19 protein-coding genes and 1 other annotated feature are annotated in these 19,718 nt (G+C 37.0%); of the genes, 7 read left to right on the top strand and 12 right to left on the bottom strand.

The features are described 5' to 3' along the window. The first annotated feature begins 53 nt into the window (after window positions 1–53). Together NP781_RS00880 and NP781_RS00875 are read left to right on the top strand one after the other, a co-directional pair. Window positions 54–461: a globin domain-containing protein gene (locus NP781_RS00880; RefSeq protein ID WP_004227447.1), complete on the top strand. Its 408-nt coding sequence runs from the start codon at window positions 54–56 to the stop codon at window positions 459–461. Beyond that, the gene (locus NP781_RS00875; protein ID WP_221679521.1) at window positions 454–1,263 is read left to right on the top strand and encodes a DsbA family protein; all 810 of its coding nucleotides are present in this window, start codon (window positions 454–456) and stop codon (window positions 1,261–1,263) included. The genes NP781_RS00880 and NP781_RS00875 overlap by 8 nt, the downstream gene beginning before the upstream one ends. Window positions 1,264–1,650: 387 nt before the next feature. Here NP781_RS00875 and pepF read toward each other — a convergent pair whose 3' ends face one another. The 4 genes from pepF to spxA form a co-directional block, all read right to left on the bottom strand. Further along, on the bottom strand, window positions 1,651–3,468 hold the full coding sequence (pepF, locus tag NP781_RS00870; protein WP_221679518.1) for an oligoendopeptidase F: 1,818 nt from the start codon (window positions 3,466–3,468) through the stop codon (window positions 1,651–1,653). Between the two features lie 51 nt (window positions 3,469–3,519). Beyond that, window positions 3,520–4,638: a competence protein CoiA gene (locus NP781_RS00865; protein ID WP_257521207.1), complete on the bottom strand. Its 1,119-nt coding sequence runs from the start codon at window positions 4,636–4,638 to the stop codon at window positions 3,520–3,522. A gap of 194 nt (window positions 4,639–4,832) precedes the next feature. Further along, entirely contained in the window at window positions 4,833–5,501 is a 669-nt protein-coding gene (gene mecA, locus NP781_RS00860; protein WP_004227456.1) for an adaptor protein MecA, read from the bottom strand. Between the two features lie 433 nt (window positions 5,502–5,934). Then, a complete protein-coding gene (spxA, locus tag NP781_RS00855; RefSeq protein ID WP_025116803.1) occupies window positions 5,935–6,330 on the bottom strand; it encodes a transcriptional regulator SpxA in 396 nt (131 codons plus the stop codon). 490 nt (window positions 6,331–6,820) lie between these two features. Then, window positions 6,821–7,042 (top strand) — a binding site (T-box leader). Window positions 7,043–7,157: 115 nt separating this feature from the next. Between spxA and trpS the strand changes: the two genes are divergently transcribed. Next, window positions 7,158–8,147: a tryptophan--tRNA ligase gene (trpS, locus tag NP781_RS00850; protein WP_221679514.1), complete on the top strand. Its 990-nt coding sequence runs from the start codon at window positions 7,158–7,160 to the stop codon at window positions 8,145–8,147. Between the two features lie 2 nt (window positions 8,148–8,149). Here the strand turns inward: trpS and NP781_RS00845 are convergent, their stop codons facing one another. From NP781_RS00845 to NP781_RS00835, 3 genes are all read right to left on the bottom strand, one after another. After that, entirely contained in the window at window positions 8,150–8,371 is a 222-nt protein-coding gene (locus NP781_RS00845; RefSeq protein WP_004227464.1) for a YuzI family membrane protein, read from the bottom strand. A 105-nt stretch (window positions 8,372–8,476) separates the two neighbouring features. Continuing rightward, window positions 8,477–9,718 carry a beta-ketoacyl-ACP synthase II gene (gene fabF / locus NP781_RS00840; RefSeq protein WP_048392031.1) on the bottom strand — a complete coding sequence of 414 codons (1,242 nt, stop codon included), beginning with the start codon at window positions 9,716–9,718 and terminating at the stop codon, window positions 8,477–8,479. Between the two features lie 30 nt (window positions 9,719–9,748). Then, window positions 9,749–10,687, bottom strand: a complete 939-nt coding sequence (locus NP781_RS00835) for a beta-ketoacyl-ACP synthase III (RefSeq protein ID WP_221679511.1) — start codon at window positions 10,685–10,687, stop codon at window positions 9,749–9,751. A 452-nt stretch (window positions 10,688–11,139) separates the two neighbouring features. Here NP781_RS00835 and NP781_RS00830 point away from each other — a divergent pair, with 452 nt between their 5' ends. Continuing rightward, entirely contained in the window at window positions 11,140–11,334 is a 195-nt protein-coding gene (locus NP781_RS00830) for a YjzD family protein (protein WP_004227469.1), read from the top strand. 49 nt (window positions 11,335–11,383) lie between these two features. On the opposite strand, the gene NP781_RS00825 is transcribed toward NP781_RS00830, so the two are convergent. Continuing rightward, complete coding sequence (locus tag NP781_RS00825) at window positions 11,384–13,510, bottom strand: ATP-dependent Clp protease ATP-binding subunit (protein ID WP_257521206.1); 2,127 nt, start codon at window positions 13,508–13,510, stop codon at window positions 11,384–11,386. A gap of 269 nt (window positions 13,511–13,779) precedes the next feature. On the opposite strand from NP781_RS00825, the gene NP781_RS00820 reads away from it, so the two are divergent. Further along, window positions 13,780–14,466, top strand: coding sequence for a Crp/Fnr family transcriptional regulator (locus NP781_RS00820; RefSeq protein WP_004227475.1), 687 nt, complete (start codon window positions 13,780–13,782; stop codon window positions 14,464–14,466). Window positions 14,467–14,531: 65 nt separating this feature from the next. Here NP781_RS00820 and NP781_RS00815 read toward each other — a convergent pair whose 3' ends face one another. Together NP781_RS00815 and NP781_RS00810 are read right to left on the bottom strand one after the other, a co-directional pair. After that, window positions 14,532–14,840 (bottom strand): metal-sulfur cluster assembly factor, encoded by a 309-nt coding sequence (locus tag NP781_RS00815; protein WP_004227477.1) that lies wholly within the window; start codon window positions 14,838–14,840, stop codon window positions 14,532–14,534. A gap of 53 nt (window positions 14,841–14,893) precedes the next feature. Then, the gene (locus NP781_RS00810) at window positions 14,894–15,658 is read right to left on the bottom strand and encodes a prolyl oligopeptidase family serine peptidase (protein WP_221679505.1); all 765 of its coding nucleotides are present in this window, start codon (window positions 15,656–15,658) and stop codon (window positions 14,894–14,896) included. A 121-nt stretch (window positions 15,659–15,779) separates the two neighbouring features. On the opposite strand from NP781_RS00810, the gene NP781_RS00805 reads away from it, so the two are divergent. Together NP781_RS00805 and NP781_RS00800 are read left to right on the top strand one after the other, a co-directional pair. Continuing rightward, window positions 15,780–16,589, top strand: coding sequence for a Cof-type HAD-IIB family hydrolase (locus NP781_RS00805; RefSeq protein ID WP_205441354.1), 810 nt, complete (start codon window positions 15,780–15,782; stop codon window positions 16,587–16,589). A gap of 138 nt (window positions 16,590–16,727) precedes the next feature. Next, entirely contained in the window at window positions 16,728–17,585 is an 858-nt protein-coding gene (locus NP781_RS00800) for a DegV family protein (protein ID WP_221679501.1), read from the top strand. Between the two features lie 50 nt (window positions 17,586–17,635). Here the strand turns inward: NP781_RS00800 and NP781_RS00795 are convergent, their stop codons facing one another. Further along, window positions 17,636–19,099: an alpha-amylase family glycosyl hydrolase gene (locus tag NP781_RS00795; protein ID WP_257521205.1), complete on the bottom strand. Its 1,464-nt coding sequence runs from the start codon at window positions 19,097–19,099 to the stop codon at window positions 17,636–17,638. 184 nt (window positions 19,100–19,283) lie between these two features. After that, on the bottom strand, window positions 19,284–19,652 hold the full coding sequence (locus tag NP781_RS00790; RefSeq protein ID WP_004227486.1) for a YisL family protein: 369 nt from the start codon (window positions 19,650–19,652) through the stop codon (window positions 19,284–19,286). Window positions 19,653–19,718: the final 66 nt, after the last annotated feature.

Here is a 19,718-nt window from a genome sequence, read left to right as displayed (position 1 = left end):
AAGTATACAATATGGTACTTTACGATATAAAGAATTAAAGGAGCATATAACTTATGAGTCGAAAATACACTGTTCCTTATGAGGAGCTGGGAGCTGAAAAACTGTCAGAACTCATTCATGCGTTCTATAAAAGAGTTGCTCAGCATCCTGATCTTATTCCAATCTTTCCAAAGGATTTAACAGAAACAGCCCGTAAACAAATTCAATTTCAAACACAGTATTTAGGGGGACCAAATCTTTTTACTGAGGAGCATGGTCATCCGATGATGCGTGCACGTCACATGAATTTTCCTATTACACCTGACCGCGCTCAAGCTTGGCTAGAGTGTATGTCAGAAGCAATGGATGAGGTAGGTTTGGAAGGGAAGTTCCGTGAAACTTATTATCAACGTTTAGTATTAACAGCTCATCACATGGTTAATACGCCAAATGACGATGAGGGGGAATTGTTACGTGAATAATATTCAAATGTTGCAAGAGCCAACGCCAACGATTTCTACTGCAAACAAGCCAATTGAATTGTATATTTTCGTAGATCCACTTTGCCCTGAAGCTTTCAGTATGCAAGCAACTCTTCGTAAATTACAGCTTGAATACAACCATTACTTCACATGGCGCTTTGTTTTAAGTACAGAACTTACTTCTTTAAATTGCTTAAGTAAACGTGTCAAAGGCTGTATTTCAGGAATCGAACTTGATATAAATCATCCTGTTTTACCTTCTATCGCTATTAAAGCAGCTGAATTACAGGGGAAACGTGCAGGTGCACGTTATTTATCGAAACTACAAGAATACGTATTATTAAGTCATCAAGATGTAAACTCCTATGCAACGCTTTTAAAAATAGCTGAGGATGTTCAACTCGATATGAATGAGTTTACTGTTGACTTTGGTTCAAAGGAGGCAGCACGTGCTTTCCAATGCGATTTATATATTAAACGCGAAATGGAAGTAGAAGAAGTACCAAGTATCGTATTTTTCAATGAATGTATTGAAGATGAGGGACTAAAAGTTAGTGGTAGCTATTCCTATGAAGTTTATGAACATATTTTACAAGAAATGCTGAGCGAACAGCTTGTCCGTCAGCCTTTACCATCAATAGAGGACTTATTTTCTAAATTCCATACTCTTTCTACAAATGAAATAGCTTTTATCTATTCATTAACAGAGCAAGCAGCAGAGCGTGAACTAAAGAAACGTATGCTGCAACAAAAGATCGAACGAATCCAGACTACTCACGCTACGTTATGGCGTCTTAAATAATAAAATAAAAGGGACTCCAATCATCATGATGGAGTCCCTTTTTCAAGATAACGCAAAATACAAAGAAGCGCCTCTATCCTCGACCGATAGAGACGCTTCTTTTTCACAAAGGGGATGGGAGAAATGTTCACGTTCAAACAAAGGGGTGTATGTTTGTTTTGTGATTTATTTCACAAGAATTACTCTATCATGGAATAATATATTTAGCAATGAAACCAATACTAGATTCACAAATTTGTCAAATAGAAAGCGATTACAAACAGTATTTTTCCAAGATGCACACTTTTAAACTATTTAGAAATCAAAAAAAAACATTATTCTTCCCTTTCAATTTATGGTGTTTATAAAAAGAATTGGGCTATAGGAACATTCCTATAGCCCAATTAATTAGTTATTTAACAATAATTTTTCTAATTCATTTAAACGTTCTTCAAATACTTTACAAGCATCTTCAATTGGCTTAGCTACGTTCATATCAACGCCTGCTGCCTTTAATACCTCAATAGGGAAATCAGAGCATCCCGCTTTTAAGAAGTTATTAATATAACGTTCTACAGCTGGTGCACCCTCCTCTAATATTTGTTTACTTAATGCTGTAGCGGCTGATTTACCAGTCGCATACTGATAAACATAGTAATTATAGTAGAAGTGTGGAATACGAGCCCATTCTAAGCCGATTTCCTCATCTACCACCATATCATCACCGAAGTACTTTTTGTTTAATTCATAGTAAACTTCTGTTAAACGATCTGCTGTCAAGGATTCACCATTCTTATCCATTTGATGAATAAGATGTTCGAACTCCGCAAACATTGTTTGTCTAAATACAGTACTTCTGAAGCCATCTAGCCAATGGTTTAATAAGTATATTTTTTGTTGTGGATCATCAATTGTTTTCAGTAAATAGTCATTTAATAACTCTTCATTGCAAGTAGAAGCGACCTCTGCCACAAAAATAGAATAGTCTCCATAAACAAATGGCTGGTTGTTGCGTGAATAATAACTATGAACACTATGGCCAAATTCATGTGCTAATGTAAATAGATTGTTCACATTGTCCTGCCAATTCATTAAAATATAAGGATTTGTACCATAGGCGCCTGAAGAATAGGCTCCACTACGCTTCCCTTTATTTTCTAAAACATCGACCCAACGGTTATCCAGTCCATTTTGAACGATGCTTTGATATTCCTCCCCTAATGGAGCTAAAGCTTTTACTAAAATATCTTTCGCTTCATCATAAGAGACCTTCATTTCCACCTCTTTAACTAGTGGCGCAAATAAGTCCCACATATGCAATTCATCTACACCCAATAATTTCTTACGCAACGAAATATAACGTTGCATAGCTGGTAAGTGCTTATGAATTGTTTCCACCAGCTGATCATAAACATTTTCAGGAATGAAGTTATTAGACATGGCAGCGTGGCGTGCAGAATCATAATGACGAATTCGAGCACTTACATTATGCTTCTTCACATTACCAGTTAGCGTAGCCGAGAACGTATTTTTAAACTTGCCATACGTTTCGTACATCGCTTTAAATGCGCCTTCACGTACAGAGCGATCCTTGCTCTCTAAAAACTTTATATAATTACCATGCGTAAGTTGTACCTCTTCTCCCTCTTCATTTTTCACATGAGGGAATACCATATCGGCATTGTTTAACATGCTGAATGTATTCGAAGCTGTACCTGTCACCTCAGACATTTGCGCTAGCAATGCCTCCTGTTCGGCTGGTAATACATGTGGACGTGCCATTGTAATTTCTTTTAAAGATTGTTTATATAGTTGTAGGTCTTGATTTTCTGTTAAGTAGCGTTCAATCGTTTCTTCACTTAATGTCAGAATTTCTGGCGTTAAATAGGAAAGGCCAGCTGAGATACTCGTTGCCAATGTTTGAATACGGCTGTTCATATCTTGATAAAAGCTATTTGTCGTATCTTGATCATAGCGCATATGAGCATATGTGTAGAGCTTCATTGCACGTTCATATATATGATCATGATACTGCAAAGCTGCTAATAATGCCTCTGCCCCATTATTTAAAGTACCTGCATAGCTAGGTGCTTGTTTAGCAAGCTCTGCAACCTCCTTCAATTCCTCTTCCCAAGCTGCATCTGTTGCAAAGATGTCTTCTAAGCGCCATGTTAATTCTTCTGGTACTTCTTTTCTAACCAAAACCTGATTACTGTTACTAGCCATATATGCCAGCCCCCTTTATATGTGCTTTTTTCCTTTTACTCTCATATTTTCTCAGTATATTGTGGCAATTGCAAATAAATGTACATAGACTTGCTCACAATTATCTAGTAAACCATCCTCATGTTGCATACGCTTAAGAAGATACCCATAATTTTGAATAGCTCTTAGTGCTTGTTCGGTTACTTCTAGCTGATACTTGCATAAAAAGTTTTCCATCTGCCCCTTTGTTAATTCAAATGGAAGACGTCCTAATTGTTTACTAAAATAAAACAGCAGTATTTGCCATTCGCTCGTAAACAAAGGGATAGCTGCTCCTTCTTTCACTGGAATTCCAATGTATGGTGGCAGAGCAGTAAGAGAAAGATTTAATTCATAGCAATTACGTAAAAATGGATCTTGTACTCCCTTCTTGCTATGTAAAAGACGATTAAACGCAAATTGCCTACAAGTCTGTTTATAGAGCTGCCAATAGCGTTGAAATTCTTCTTGAGTAATACGTTGAGGTCTATAAAAAGGAAAATGTTGTTGATCGATCGGAATTTTCTGTACTTTACCTATGAAAGTATGCCCGTGAACATGAAGAAGATTCGTCCAATAAATAAATTGGGCTGTCACCGCGTTGTACGTCAGTAAATATGGTAAATCCGTTGTTGTTATAAACGCTTTTTGCAGCAGTGGAGAGATTCTAATTTTTCTGATGCCATTGACGGCGTCTTTGCTTTGGGGAGTTTGAAAAAGCCAAATTGCTTGTATATCGTTTCTTTCATAGCCCATTGTTCGTTGGTGCCATTTTTCATGAGAGATTGTACTACATTGAAATTCAACTGCAAACTGCTCCTTATCGCGTGTAACAAGCAAATCTGGGCGCTGAGAAAGCTCCTTTAAATATGGTTCTAGTTCCACCTGATGTCCATGCTTTTGGAGCCACTCATATAATTGCACTTTACCTTGTAAATGTAATTTAGATTCACCTTCTGCGAATAGCTGTGAACATTGATTTTTTGTGAAGTGAGCAAAGTGGGGAATATTATAGTTACCTATTTTCAATTGAACTTGTTCTAAACATTGAGGACAATAAAATTTCATGTGCCGCCTATATTGCTGTAAAGCTTTCCTCGTATATTGATAGGGGAGAAATAATTGCTGTTGATTGTTATAGGCAATCAGCATAGTATCAGCTCCTTTTTAGTCAACTATAGTAGAATGGATTTTCACAAACAAAAATAAAGCAGTTTTTTCTTGAAATTTTAAAAATGCGCTCTTATTTAAAACTCTGCGATGTTGAAAACATAAAAAAGGACTGTAGCGAAACTCGATTCATTTACGAGTTTCACTACAGTCTAAAATAATTAGTGTTTCATTGCCTATGCAAAGTATTTTCGAACTGTTTCAAAGCAATTGAATTCCATAATTTTTTCACCGTACTCCTCTAGACGATGAATTGTAAAATTGGATGGTGTTAAAAATTCCTTGATAACTGCATTTCTATCATGACGATTTAAATCCTCATCTGCGTTTCCAAAATCAACAACTAGATAGTACCAATTTTCATATTTGAATAATGAGGAATCCACTAATTCGTCTGTCATTCGTTTTGCAACAGGGATTAACTCATCAATATCTTTAAATTTATAAACATAAATGTCTGTATCCATAAATAATTCTGACTCATCCATGTCACCAAATTGAGTTAGTTGGCTAAGAAGATCCTCTCCAACTTCATCGAATGGTGCAAACATATCTTTGTGTTCATCAAAATTCGAATGACCATCTAATGTTTCACCGTCTTTTAAAATATGTGCACGTGTGACAATGATTTCTAAGCCTACTTCAGATGCATTGATATGAATCCAAATCGGACCCTCTACATCAAAATAATCCTCCGTGTTTACTTCATCAATCATATCCCAAAAAAGTTGTTCACCCTTTGCTCGATTGTACCAAATTTCTTCACGACTATAGCCGCGATCCTCTATATCATTGTACGTAATAAAGAGCTTGAGTGTATTTTCATTTACACGTTCGATGTCCACTAGACCTCATCTCCCTTCACTGTCATATGTCGAAAAACAGTTTGTTTCATTAGTATGCTTTTATTCTTTGTTTTTAACCTTCATACTGCATTTGTTTTTCAACCTTTGACCACACTACAGTAAAACCATCGAGTAACCGTAAACATGAATTTTTGTGTTCACAGTTGTCTCTAACTCTATTGTATGCTGTTCTGTCATAAAATGAAAAGGATATACACCGTTTCACAGAAGATATTTGAATTATTGAAATTGTAGTAAACTATTTAACTTAAATCAAGTTTAACATACTTTTACGGAAATATATGACTTTTCCCTATTAATTATTATACTTCATATAGAAGGTTTTACAGAAGTAAAACATAAAAAAAAGATGTCACAACATGTATTCCACATCTGTAACATCTATTACATATATTATTCAGAATAGAAAGGTTTAATTCACCATTCGTTGTGCTTCTTGTAACTGATATGCTCGAACTTTTCGAGGTAAGAAACGACGAATTTCATCTTCATTGTAGCCAACCTGTAGACGTTTTTCATCTAAAATGATTGGTCTACGTAGTAAGCCAGGATATTCCTGAATTAATTCATATAAACGTTGTAATGGTAAGCTTTCAACGTCAACATTTAATTTTTGGAATATTTTAGAACGAGTGGAAATAATTTCATCAGTTCCGTCTTCTGTCATACGTAAAATTTTTTTTATTTCACTTATACTAAGTGGTTCAGAAAATATATTACGTTCTGTATATGGAATTTCGTGCTCCTCTAACCACGCTTTCGCTTTACGACAAGAGGTACAACTTGGTGATGTAAATAGGGTTACGATCATTCTGACACATCCTTTCATTTCAAAATCATTATCTATAAACCAGAACCAATGTGTTAAATTAGAATTAATGTAATGTAAAATACACAGTACCATTATACAGTACTCCGCTGTATTTGAATATAGTTCCAATAAAAAAAATCTGAACCTATCGCTAAATATTCTGTCTATTTATACGCTTTCAAATATAGTGTATTTTCTTCAAACTTATGTGCTACTACTACCTTTCCCATTTTTAAAGCATTTTAAACATCTAAACAGATATCTCGGTTGTTCTCATTTAAGAAAAACAATCGAGAAAATTGTCAATCTCCCGTGTACATCTAGCCAATTTTTTAATAAAAAATTATAAATTTATAACAAAATTACATAACAAAAAAAGCATATAATTTTTTCTAGGAAAAAAACACCGTCAAAAGTCTGACTTTACACAAAGGAATCTTTATAATATAATTCTTTGCAATCAAATCAATTTGAACAATTTAAATTGAGAAAAACGCTGACGAAGAGTAGTACATATGCTAATTCACGTATAGAGAGTCTGTGGTTGCTGTAAACAGATCGTGGATGCATGTGGAATGGACTTCCGAGTTAGCTTTGTGAACGCTACTTGAAGCTATTAGCAAAGCTCGTCCCTTCACGTTACGAAGCTGAGTGGCCTTTTTAGGCAAGCTGGGTGGTACCGCGGATTCAAACATCATTCGTCCCTTCATTAGAAAAAATCTAATGAGGACGCATGATGTTTTTTTGTCTTCATCACCAAGTTGAAAGGTGAAGACAACGCTGTGACAAATGTTACAGAAATTGAATTCGAGGAGGAATTTTTAATGACAACTATTTTTTCTGGCGTACAGCCTACAGGTATCGTAACATTAGGGAACTATTTAGGAGCATTCAAGCAGTTCCCAGCACTACAGGATGAAGGGAACGCCATTTATTGTATCGTTGATCAACATGCAATCACTGTTGCACAAGATCCTAAAGAATTACGAGAAAGTATTCGAAAGCTTGCTGCTACCTATATTGCTACTGGCATTGACCCTAAAAAATCGACCTTATTTATTCAATCAGAGGTGCCAGCGCATGCTCAGGCAGGATGGATGTTACAATGTGTTGCGTCTATCGGTGAGCTAGAACGTATGACACAATTCAAAGATAAATCACATGGTAAGGAAAGCGTATCTGCTGCTCTTTTAACATATCCACCGCTAATGGCCGCGGACATTCTACTTTATAACACAAATATAGTCCCTGTAGGCGATGATCAGAAGCAGCATATTGAGCTAACTCGTGACCTTGCAGAACGCTTTAACAAACGCTTTGGCGATGTTTTAACAATTCCAGAAATTCAATTACCTAAAGCAGGCGCACGCATTAAATCCTTACAAGAGCCAACAAAGAAAATGAGTAAATCAGATCCAAATACGAAAGCGACAATCCGCTTATTAGATACTGCGAAAGACATTGAGAAAAAAATTAAATCAGCTGTAACTGACTCTGACGGCATCGTTGCATTTGATGTGGAAAATAAACCAGGTGTTTCAAATTTATTGACAATCGAATCAGCTATTTCAGGGGTAGCCGTTGAAGATTTAGTCAAAAAATATGAGGGAATTGGTTATGGTGGATTCAAGCAGGGTGTAGCAACAGCAGTAATTGAACACTTAACACCTATTCAAGAAAAATTCTATCATCTTGTAGAATCATCAGAGTTAGATGTCATTCTTGATGAAGGTGCTGAAAAGGCGAATGCGATTGCTAGTGCTACATTAAAACGTATGGAAAATGCTATGGGTCTTGGTCGCGCACGTCGCTAAACTTACGGCTTGTCTGAGGATCGATCAAAGCCCAAATCAAGCACAACTGCGCAGATGATGATACAGGCTCCTACCGCCATATAAAATTCTGTTGTTTGAAAAATAAATTTGAAAACAACCTTCCATGAATAACCTAGTGTGCGGTAATTTAAATACAATATGAGATTCCCTAAAGAGAGGATCATTAAGCCATAACTTACTAAAAATAAAAAGAGACGAAACATAGTAATGGCATCCTTTCTATTTCTTCTTACTTATCATTTATTCACAAAACTATAAAAAAAGACGTCAGCCATTTAAATTTGGCTGACGTTTTTTATGTTTATCTATTATGCTTCATATTTTTTAAATAGAAGACTTGCATTATGACCACCAAAACCAAGAGAATTACTCATTGCATATTGAATATTTGCTTCTCTTGCTTCGTTTGGAACATAATCTAAATCACATTCAGGATCAGGATCTTTTAAATTGATTGTAGGTGGTAAAATCCCTTCTTTAAGGGCTAATGCTGTGAAAATAGCTTCCACACCACCAGCTGCTCCTAATAAGTGACCTGTCATAGATTTTGTTGAGCTCATCGCAAGATTATACGCATGATCACCAAAAGCAGTCTTCACAGCTTGTGTTTCGAATAAATCGTTATATGGCGTACTTGTACCATGGGCATTAATATAATCAACTTGTGATGGCTCTACACCACCATCTGTTAACGCTTGCGTCATCGCACGGGCTGCACCTTCACCCTCTGGAGCTGGAGCCGTAATGTGATGCGCATCCCCTGTTGCACCATAACCTAAAACTTCAGCATAGATTTTGGCACCACGAGCTTTTGCATGTTCATATTCTTCTAAAATGACAATACCCGCTCCTTCTCCGATAATAAAGCCATCTCGGTTTTTATCGAATGGGCGACATGCTGCTTGTGGATCTTGATTTAATGATAGTGCTGTATTGGCACAAAAACCTGCAACTGCCATTGTTACAATTGGTGATTCAGCCCCACCAGAAATCATTACATCAGCATCTCCACGCTCAATTACTTTAAAGGCATCACCAATAGAGTTTGTGCCTGAAGCACATGCCGTTACAGAACAAGAATTAATCCCCTTTGCACCAAAGTGAATAGAGACTTGGCCTGATGCCATGTCAGGAATCATCATTGGAATAAAGAAAGGACTAACACGTCTTGCGCCACGCTCTTGGAATGTTAAAAATTGTTGTTCATATGTTTCCATTCCACCGATACCAGAACCAATCCATACACCTGCACGTGGAGCTAGCTCTTCATCAATTGTTAACTGTGCATCTTCCATTGCCATAATAGAAGCCGCTAATGCGTATTGTGTGAAACGATCCATTTTACGTGCTTCTTTACGATCAATATATTTTTCAATATCAAAGTCCTTAACTTCTGCGGCGATTTTTGCTGCAAAAAGATCTTTATTTAAGCGTGTCAACTCACCAATACCAGATTTACCAGCTTTAATGTTTGCCCATGTTTCTTCGATGCTATTTCCTAGTGGTGTAACTGCGCCAATTCCTGTAATTACTACTCGTCTTTTACTCATTGTCTTACTCCCCTCAAGCATTTTTCCTACTTATTTTCCCCATCTCATGGCTACGGCACCCCATGTTAAGCCGCCACCAAAACCTACAAGGACTAATAAATCATCCTCTTTAATCTTACCTGCTTCAAGCTCATCTACCAAGGAAATACCAATAGATGCTGCTGAAGTATTTCCGTATTTATGAATCGTTTTTGACATTTTTTCTGGTGGTAGCTCTAAACGCTCACGTGCAGATTCCATAATACGTATATTTGCCTGATGAGGCACTAAGAAGTCAACGTCTTCTTTTGTTAATCCTGCTTTCTCTAATACATTAACAGCTGATTCACCCATTTGTCGAACAGCAAATTTAAACACTTCACGACCATTCATCGCAATTGTATCTTGCTTCGTTAAATAAAGATTCTTTCCGCCTGTACCGTCTGCACCAAGTTCAAAGGATAGAATACCTCTACCTTCAGAGACTTGCCCAATGATAGCTGCACTGGCACCATCGCCAAATAATACAGCTGTATTGCGATCTTCCCAATCAACGACTTTCGACAGTTTTTCAACACCTACTACTAAGACATATTTATAAGCATTTGCCTCAACAAAGTGCTTAGCTGTCACTAAGCTATATATAAATCCTGCACATGCTGCTGCTTGATCCATTGCTGCAGCATTCACTGCTCCGAGTTGTTCCTGAACCATACAAGCTACACTTGGAAAAGTTTGATCCTGTGTGACAGTTGCTACAAGAATTAAACCAATTTCCTCAGGCGTAATACCCGCATTTGCAATAGCTTCTTTTGCCGCAGCTACTGCCAAATCTGAAGTTTCCTGATCATCTGCCGCAAAATGACGTTCTTCAATGCCTGTTCGAGTACGAATCCATTCATCAGAAGTATCCATGATTTTTTCCAAATCAAAATTTGTAACGACCTTCTCAGGAACATATTTGCCTATTCCTATAATACCAGCGTTCATATAGCAACCCCTCAGCTTTCTTACTATCAATTATTAGTAACTGGTCATAATTATAACGCATATAAAAGGAATGACGCAAGATGATTTAAAATTTATGCAGCTAAGGGTATTGTTCTTTGATTATAGAAGTGAAGAAATTTATGAAATGAGGTTATTCTTATTTAGGAGCTTTATCATACTTTGTGGAGCATTTCAGAGCGCTTTGCATCATGTATGAGCGGTGTCCTTCCTTTTTGGAGCACTTTTCACTCGCTTAGGAGCGCATTCCCCTATTTCAGAGCTGTTCCTAAATACTTTACATTACCAAACATAAAATACTAAATCTCATATTTGTTGTGACAAAATCGCCATGTTTCACATAAATGGTTCATTTTTTTTTGATTTATGTTATGATATGATAATGAATATGAGTAAAACCTTATGATGAAAAAAGTTCGGTTGAGGTGAAATTAATGCAATATATCGTAACGTTCATATGGTCATTCCTACTAGTTTCTATGTTAAACTACGTAGTCAGCTCTGTACTTGGTGTACCATTTGATTTCAAAACTGGAGCAATCGTTTCTGTTGTATTCTCCATCCTTATCTTTATTATTGGAGCAATCATTCCAAACGACCCTACACCAGAAGCTGCAGACCATCATTAATTCAGCTAGAAAAAACCTGTTCAGCTTCATGCCGAACAGGTTTTTTCTGTTATTTTTCCACAACACATTGTCCCTTATGCATTTTCACATGCAACGTCTCCCCTGGTAAAACTTCTCCGCGTAAGAGTTCTCTAGCAACGGCTGTTTCGATATGTCGCTGTACAAAGCGTTTTAATGGTCTTGCTCCAAATTGGGCATCTGCCCCTTGCTCTACTACCCAATCAATGACTTCTTGCTCGACAGATAAAGTAATTTCTTGCTCTGCGACACGTTTAATCAATTGCTCCACATACTTCCAGGCAATCGCAGTAAAATGTTTAGTAGATAATGCATGGAAGAAGATGATATCATCCATTCTGTTTAAAAGCTCAGGTTTAAAATGTTGTCGTAGGGCTGTCATGACTAAGTCCTCCACAGCAGCATTATTTTCCTTTGCCTCCATTAAATAACTAGAGCCGATATTCGAAGTTAAAATGACTACTGTATTTGTAAAATTCACCATTCGTCCCTGACTATCTGTAATGCGCCCATCATCTAAAATTTGCAATAAAATGTTCGCCACATCAGGATGAGCTTTTTCAATCTCATCTAGTAGCACCACAGAATAAGGATTTCGGCGAACTGCTTCCGTTAGTTGTCCACCTTCCTCATAGCCCACATAGCCTGGGGGAGCCCCAACAAGTCGAGACACACTATGTTTCTCCATGTATTCACTCATATCAATACGAATAAAGTGATCCTCTGAATCAAATAATTGTGCAGCAAGTGCCTTGGCAAGTTCTGTTTTACCTACACCAGTTGGACCTAAAAATAAAAAGCTACCAATAGGTCGGTGTGGATCTTTGATACCTGCTCGTGCACGCCATACCGCTTCTGTCACTAATTGAACTGCTTTATCTTGTCCAACCACACGTTCATGTAATGTATCCTTTAAACGTAATAGTTTTTCACGCTCACCCTCTACTAATTTTGTTACAGGGATTCCTGTCCAACGTGAAACAATTGCAGCAATTTCATCTGCTGTTACCTCTTCACGTAAAATACGAGATTCTGCACCGTTCTCTAATTCCTTTTCAAGGACCTGAATGTCTTTTTCAAGTGTCGGAATTTTACCATGACGTAATTCAGCAGCTTTATTTAAATCATATTTACTTTCTGCCTCATCTAGATCACGACGATATTTATCCAATGTTTCACGTTTTTTCTGAATATCGTGTAGCTTTTCTTTTTCGGCTTCCCATTGTTGACGCATGCCCTCAGAGGATTCTTTTAACTTTGTTAATTCTTCACGTAATTGCTCCAAACGTTTTTTACTTGCCTCGTCCTTTTCCTTACGCAATGCCTGTTCCTCAATTTCAAGCTGCATAATACGACGTGTGACTGCGTCTAACTCCTGTGGCATTGAATCAATTTCTGTACGAATCATTGCACAAGCCTCATCAATTAAATCAATGGCCTTATCAGGTAAAAATCGTTCTGTAATATAGCGGTTGGATAGTTCTGCTGCCGCAACAATTGCTCTGTCATGAATACGTACGGCATGATGTAATTCAAAGCGTTCTTTTAAACCACGTAAAATGGATACTGTATCCTCTATAGATGGCTCACGCACTAGTACTTGCTGGAATCGACGTTCTAAGGCAGGATCCTTTTCAATGTACATACGATATTCGTCTAATGTAGTAGCACCAATACAGTGTAATTCACCACGTGCTAGCATAGGTTTTAGCATATTTCCTGCATCCATAGCGCCATCTGTTTTCCCTGCACCTACGATCGTATGAATTTCATCAATAAATAGAATGATTTGTCCTTCTGATTCTTTTACTTCTTTTAGCACACCTTTTAAGCGTTCTTCAAATTGTCCACGATAACTTGCACCAGCGATTAACGCACTCATATCTAATTCATATAATACGCATTCTTTCAAGCCTTCTGGTACATCACCTTTTACAATACGCTGCGCTAAACCTTCCACAATCGCCGTTTTACCAACTCCTGGTTCACCGATTAATACAGGATTATTTTTCGTTTTACGTGTTAAAATACGAATTACATTTCGAATTTCTTCATCACGCCCAATCACAGGGTCCATCTTGCCATTTTTTACTTCTTCAATTAAATTGCGGCCAAATTGTTCTAATGGTTTTTTATTGTCTGTTTGTTGAAATTGCATAGCTAGCACTCCTTTATTTTCATATTTCTCATTATTTATATACCCACTCTTGTTTATATGAAAAAAGTTTGACCTTTTTTGACTAACTTTATTTTACATCACTCGACAAAGCTTAGCAAAGAAATCGCCCTAAAAATTTTTCACTTATTATGGAAGTTTACGTTATAATAATGATATGTTTCTGTGTTTTAGTATCGAAATCCACTATCCTTTTGTAATAATCGCCATTTATTACAAAAAGAAAGCGATGTGTTGGAGATATGGTTTTAATGGATAATATGTTTGAAAAAATTAAAGATCTTTTTCAAAACCACGGTGTTTTTATCAAAGTGAATAAAGGAAATAAAATTTTTCTAGAGGGTGAGCGGGCAAAAGAAATTTATTACATCCAATCAGGTGTTATTTCGATTAGCCAAGAATCCGAGACGGGCAAGGAATTAACCATTCGCATTTGTGGCCCTGACAACATAATAGGAGAAGGTTCGTTATTTTGTAATCTTGTCTATAATTCGATGACTGCCAAAGTTTTAGAACCCTCTACGTTATATGTTTTGAGTCGTAAATCTTTGGAGCATTTACTAGAAGAGCAGCCGACTGTTATGGTGGAATACATGAAGTGGCTACAAACAGAAAACTTAAAGCATCAGAGTCGTTTGCGCGATTTAGTGTTAAACGGTAAAAAAGGTGCTCTATTTTCAACGCTCATTCGACTGTCCAATACGTATGGTAAACCTGTAGAAAATGACGCGATTTTTATTGATTTTCAGCTAACAAATACAGAAATTGCAAATTTGTGTGCGACAAGTCGGGAAATGATTAATCGTATGCTGAATGATTTAAAAAAACATGAGATTATCACTTTTGATAAAGGATTTATTACCATTCATGATTTACAATTTTTAAAAAATGAAATTGCCTGTGAAAATTGTCCATTACAAATATGCCGTATCGATTAGTTTCGTTACAAGCAAAAACCCTGCTTATTTTTCAATAAGCAGGGTTTTAAATAATCCATTTTAACTTAACGTACGCCCAATGCCATTTTTGCATAGCGTGACATTTTATCTTTCGACCAAGGTGGATTCCATACAATATTAACATTTGTACTTTTCACTTCTGGAAGTTCACCTAACGCCGTATTCACTTGATCCACAATGACTGGACCAAGTGGACAACCCATAGATGTTAGTGTCATCGTAACAGTTGCAACACCTTCATCATCTAATTCCACATCATATACTAAACCTAAGTTGACGATATCAATGCCAAGCTCAGGGTCAATTACGTTTTCTAAAGCACCTAACATGCTATCTTTCATATCCTGATCCATTCGTATTTCTCCTTTCATCATAGTGTTAACCTTATCATAGCAGATGCACCCTGTTATGCCAAATGCTGTGCAAGCCATGCTGTAGCTGCTAGCATACCGTCACGTGGTACAGCATGTCCAGCCCTTTTGTTCACCATGAACTTTAAATATTCAGGGTTTGCTTCATAGTATTCCCGTAATGATTCATAAAATTTATATGTTTCGTGAAAAGGAACTGTTTTATCTAATTCTCCATGCCAAAAGAATACAGGGCGACCCGCGAATTTTTCTGGCGTGAAACTGACATCATATTTAGCAAGGGCTTCATTAACTTTTTCAACGTCTTCCTCTGACATCGGCCAGTTAACTCCGCTTCTAGCAAATTGTTGCAATTGGTATTCACCCAATTTTATAAAACCAGGTGCACCCATACATATTGCAGCTGTTTGTATCCAATCATAAAGTTTCAGACAGCCTGATGTCACGATGCCACCCATTGAAGTGCCTCCTATGCCAATTTTATGACTAGCTAATAAATTTTTATTCTTTAATTCATCATATAATTGTTGTACTTCATGAATAGAATTTAAAACAATGTCCCAAAAATTTAAATTCATTTGCATTTCCGTTAGGCCTTCGCTACGCTCACCATGAAATTTTGCATCTGGCAATAGGACACGCACCCCTTTATGCACCAATTGGTATGCATAGTGTAAGTTATGTTCTTTTGCACTCATAAAGCCATGCAAAAAAATGACTACTGGGGTTTCTTCATTCATCTTGTCTGTATGTATATGTAATAAAGGAATATTTCCCCACACTTCTTTTTCTACAAACATTATTGTCACTCCCAACTATTATCTCATCTTTATGTTAGCAAACTTTTTTCACTGTGACAAAATTTTGACGAATGTAAGACAAAGAGATACTATTCAAACTATAGGAAAGGGGCAACGAGCTATGAAACCGCATTTAATCGTATTAGACTTAGATGGAACTTTATTAACAGATCAACAACAAATTTCTGCAAAAACAAAAAAAACATTATTGCAGGCTAAGGAACAAGGGCATCAAGTGATGATTGCGACGGGACGTCCATACCGTGCAAGCGATCTTTATTATCATGAACTTGGGCTCACTACACCCATTGTTAATTTTAATGGCGCATATGTACATCATCCTAAAAATGTCTCTTGGCAACATATGCACACACCAATTGATTTAAGTGTCGTACATGATGTTGTTGATTCTATTAACAGTTATGAATACGAAAATATTATCGCTGAGGTAAAAGATGATATTTATGTCCACACAGAAGACGATCGTATTTTAAATATTTTTAATATGGGGAATCCAAGAATTACACTTGGTGATTTATACACACATCTCTTGGAAAATCCCACAAGTTTGCTGATTCAGGCAAATGAAGCCAATTCGGTTATTATACGTGATCATTTACAGGCAGTGCATGCTGAAGTCATCGAGCATCGTCGCTGGGGCGCACCTCTTCATATTATTGAAATTGTGCGTCGAGGCTTAAATAAAGCTGTTGGCATAGCGCATGTGGCAAAAGATTTAGGTATCCCACGTGAGCGCATTATCGCGTTTGGCGATGAAGACAATGATTTAGAAATGATTGAATATGCTGGACTTGGTGTAGCGATGGGGAACGGTATCTCAAGTCTTAAAAACATTGCAAATGAAATAACTGCAACGAATAATGATGATGGAATTGCAAAAATACTCATCGATCGCTTGAAATTATCATAGTTAAGTAGTAAGTTCAAGTTAACATTCCATTTTTACCAGTTTAACTTTATTCAGTGGTACCCCTTCCATTTATAGCGAGTATCTACTGAAGAAAGTTAAAAAGCTTTAAAAGTAAGTTGAAATTAGGGGGACAAGAGAATGAAGATTTTTACGGATAGTGGATGTGATCTACCAAAATCTTACTATGAAGAAAATGATGTCGTGCTACTCCCTTTACGAGTGCAATTGAACAACAAAGAATATGAAGATGTGATTTCAATTGATTCCAAAGAGATCTATGATGCAATACGCCAAGGTGCTCAGCCAAAAACATCACAAGTGTCACCTGAGCTCTTTTTGAAGCATTTTGAGGAACTAGCCAAAAATGATGAAGAAGGTATTTATATCGCGTTTTCATCAGAATTATCAGGCACATATAGTACTGCTCAAATGATTCGCAATCAGGTACTTGAGCAATATCCTTCCTTAAAACTAGCCATTATCGACTCAAAATGCGCATCACTAGGACATGGCCTTGTCGTGGAAGAAGCTGTACGACTGCGAAATATAGGAGTATCCTTAGAAGATATGACCTCTAAAATAAATACCCTTGCACCTCAGGTCGAGCATTTATTTACAGTAGAAGACTTAGATTACCTTGCAAAAGGTGGTCGTGTATCAAAAGCTAGTGCATTTTTAGGCGGCCTTCTTAGTATTAAGCCTATTTTAAATGTAGAAGATGGCAAACTTGTACCGATTGAAAAGTCGCGCGGTCGAAAAAAAGCACTTAATCGGATGTTAGATTTAATGCAGGAGCGTGGTGGCAGCTTTTCAAATAAAATCGTAGGTATTAGCCATAGTGACGACGCTGCCTTTGCGAATGAAGCAAAAGCCTCTATCCAGGAGCGTTTTTCACCTCAAGCTGTGCAAATTACCATGATAGGCTCCGCGATCGGCTCACATGTCGGACCTGGGACTATTGCGATTTTCTTCACAAATAAAAGCTTTGAAGGCTAATAAAAAGCATGCTAGGATGGCTCCTGGCATGCTTTTTTGTCGTGTTATTATTATTGGACGTCTTGCTCCTGACGGCGAACTTTTCCTCGTTTAATGATGATGACAACAAAGCCAATAAAGATCACCCATACTAAGCCAAGAGCTACCATATAAGGAGTGTTTAAGCCTTCATCATTGCGAACTTGATAAATTTCAACCATTTCTCGGTCTAAAATAACAGGATAAACTTCTTTTTCATTTATGCGAACTTTTTCCTCATGTAAAATACCGTTCAGCATTTTCCCTTCACCAAGTTGTTCAGGTGTTAAGTCGACGCGTTGTGTTTTACCAGTATTATTAACCATGATTACCCACTTTTCTTCGTCAGAAGAACGTGTAAAGACAAGAAGGCCATTTTCATTTGTAATGACTTCAAAATCACCATTACGTAAAGTAGCTGATTGATTACGTAAAGATTGAACATTTTTAATATAATCAATCAGTTCTTCGTCTGTTTTAAAGTTATAAAGCTGGTGTGTATCTGGTTTTGCTTCCCCATTCATAGCAATTTCTGTCCCGTATTGTACGACAGGAATTCCTGGTAGCATAAATAAAGCACCCATCGCCATTTTTAAGCGTGTAGGTGGGAACATATTTTCATTAGCAGAGTCAAATGTAAAACGATGGGTTTCAAGTGAATCCACCATAATTTGTGTCGGTTTTTCTCCTGTAAAGGGTTCCATTAATTTTGAAGAATCCATATCCACGTTTTTAAATATATTACGATAGATATCTGCTGTTACAGGTGAGAAAGTCGCATCAAAGTCAGCATCACTTTCTTCATTTGCTATCACATAAAGTGACGTTTTTGTCTCTTTTAATGCAGCTATTACTGCATTGATAAACGCTGTATCAGCCCCTGCGATATTTGTTAAACGAATACCACCGATGTCATATGTAGAAACAAATTCAGTTACTGCTTGAATAAGTGCCTCTTGCACATCCTTATTCGACAAATCCCATTGTACTTGTCCATTATTGGTAGATGCAATCCAATCCGCTTTCGATGCATCCTTTGCCCACTCATGATTTGGACTCACATTTGCAAGTGGAAAATCCACCATAATGGACATATTTTTAGCTTTGTATGCCTCTACAATACTTTGAAATTCTTCCGTTGTTCCAAAATGACGTTCAATTGTAGTATAGCTTGTGGGCATTGATCCATCATATTTCTCTGTAGAAAAGATAGGTCCAATAGAAACAATTGTATAGCCCATCTCACCGATAAATTTCAGTTTATCCTGTAAACCTGTAAAATCGCCCCCCGCAAATTTCGAAGGATCCTGCGTATTTGTATCAAAATCGTTTGTGCCCGAGCCATTAAAGAAACGGTCAACGAGTAAATCATAGATGCTTTCCTCTGCTATTGTTCTAGTCGCTGATTCATCCGCATGTGCTACTGGTGTACTTACGAATGAAGTTGCTAATAAAAGTGATGCAGCCGTCGCACTTATCCACTTCTTAAATTTCACTGTTATTCCCTCTCTTTCAAACCAATCAACGTCATTTTACCAAATAACTCTGTCACGTCGCTATCTTTTCCAAAGATTTTGCGCAAATGCGAAATGAATTACGACAAAAAGGTGTCAATTCCGTCTTCCGTTTTCGTTTACAAAATAAAAGCCGTGAAGCAGCTACTTCACGACTTTTAAATCATTATGCTAAGAAATCTTGACCCATTGGCAGTTTAAATCCTAGGAACAAAGTGATTAATAAGAATACTGCAAATAAAATCCAAAACATAGCTGTTGGTTTATTTTTCTTTTGGCGCACTAATACCATTTCCATCATACCAATTACAAGTATGCCACCTAAGAATTTAAATCCGTAAAGCATACCTTTACCATAGTCCATTGCCTCGATAAATAATGCTCCACCTGTGATGATTATTAGTACATAAAACAGACGTAATGTCATATGTAAGCCTTTTGATTGCTTGCCCATTAGTGCCGCAATTAAAAAGATGACAATACCTACTACCCACGTAGTAATATGCAAATGCGTTTGGCTAGTTAAAAAACTCATGTTTGTCCCCCTCATTCTTTTTCTATCAAACTCTATCCTACCATGCGATGGAAAGGGTTTCAAATA

This window comes from Lysinibacillus sp. FN11 (assembly GCF_024628845.1).
Lineage (GTDB): Bacteria > Bacillota > Bacilli > Bacillales_A > Planococcaceae > Lysinibacillus > Lysinibacillus capsici.
This window is presented reverse-complemented; position numbering and strand designations above follow the sequence as displayed.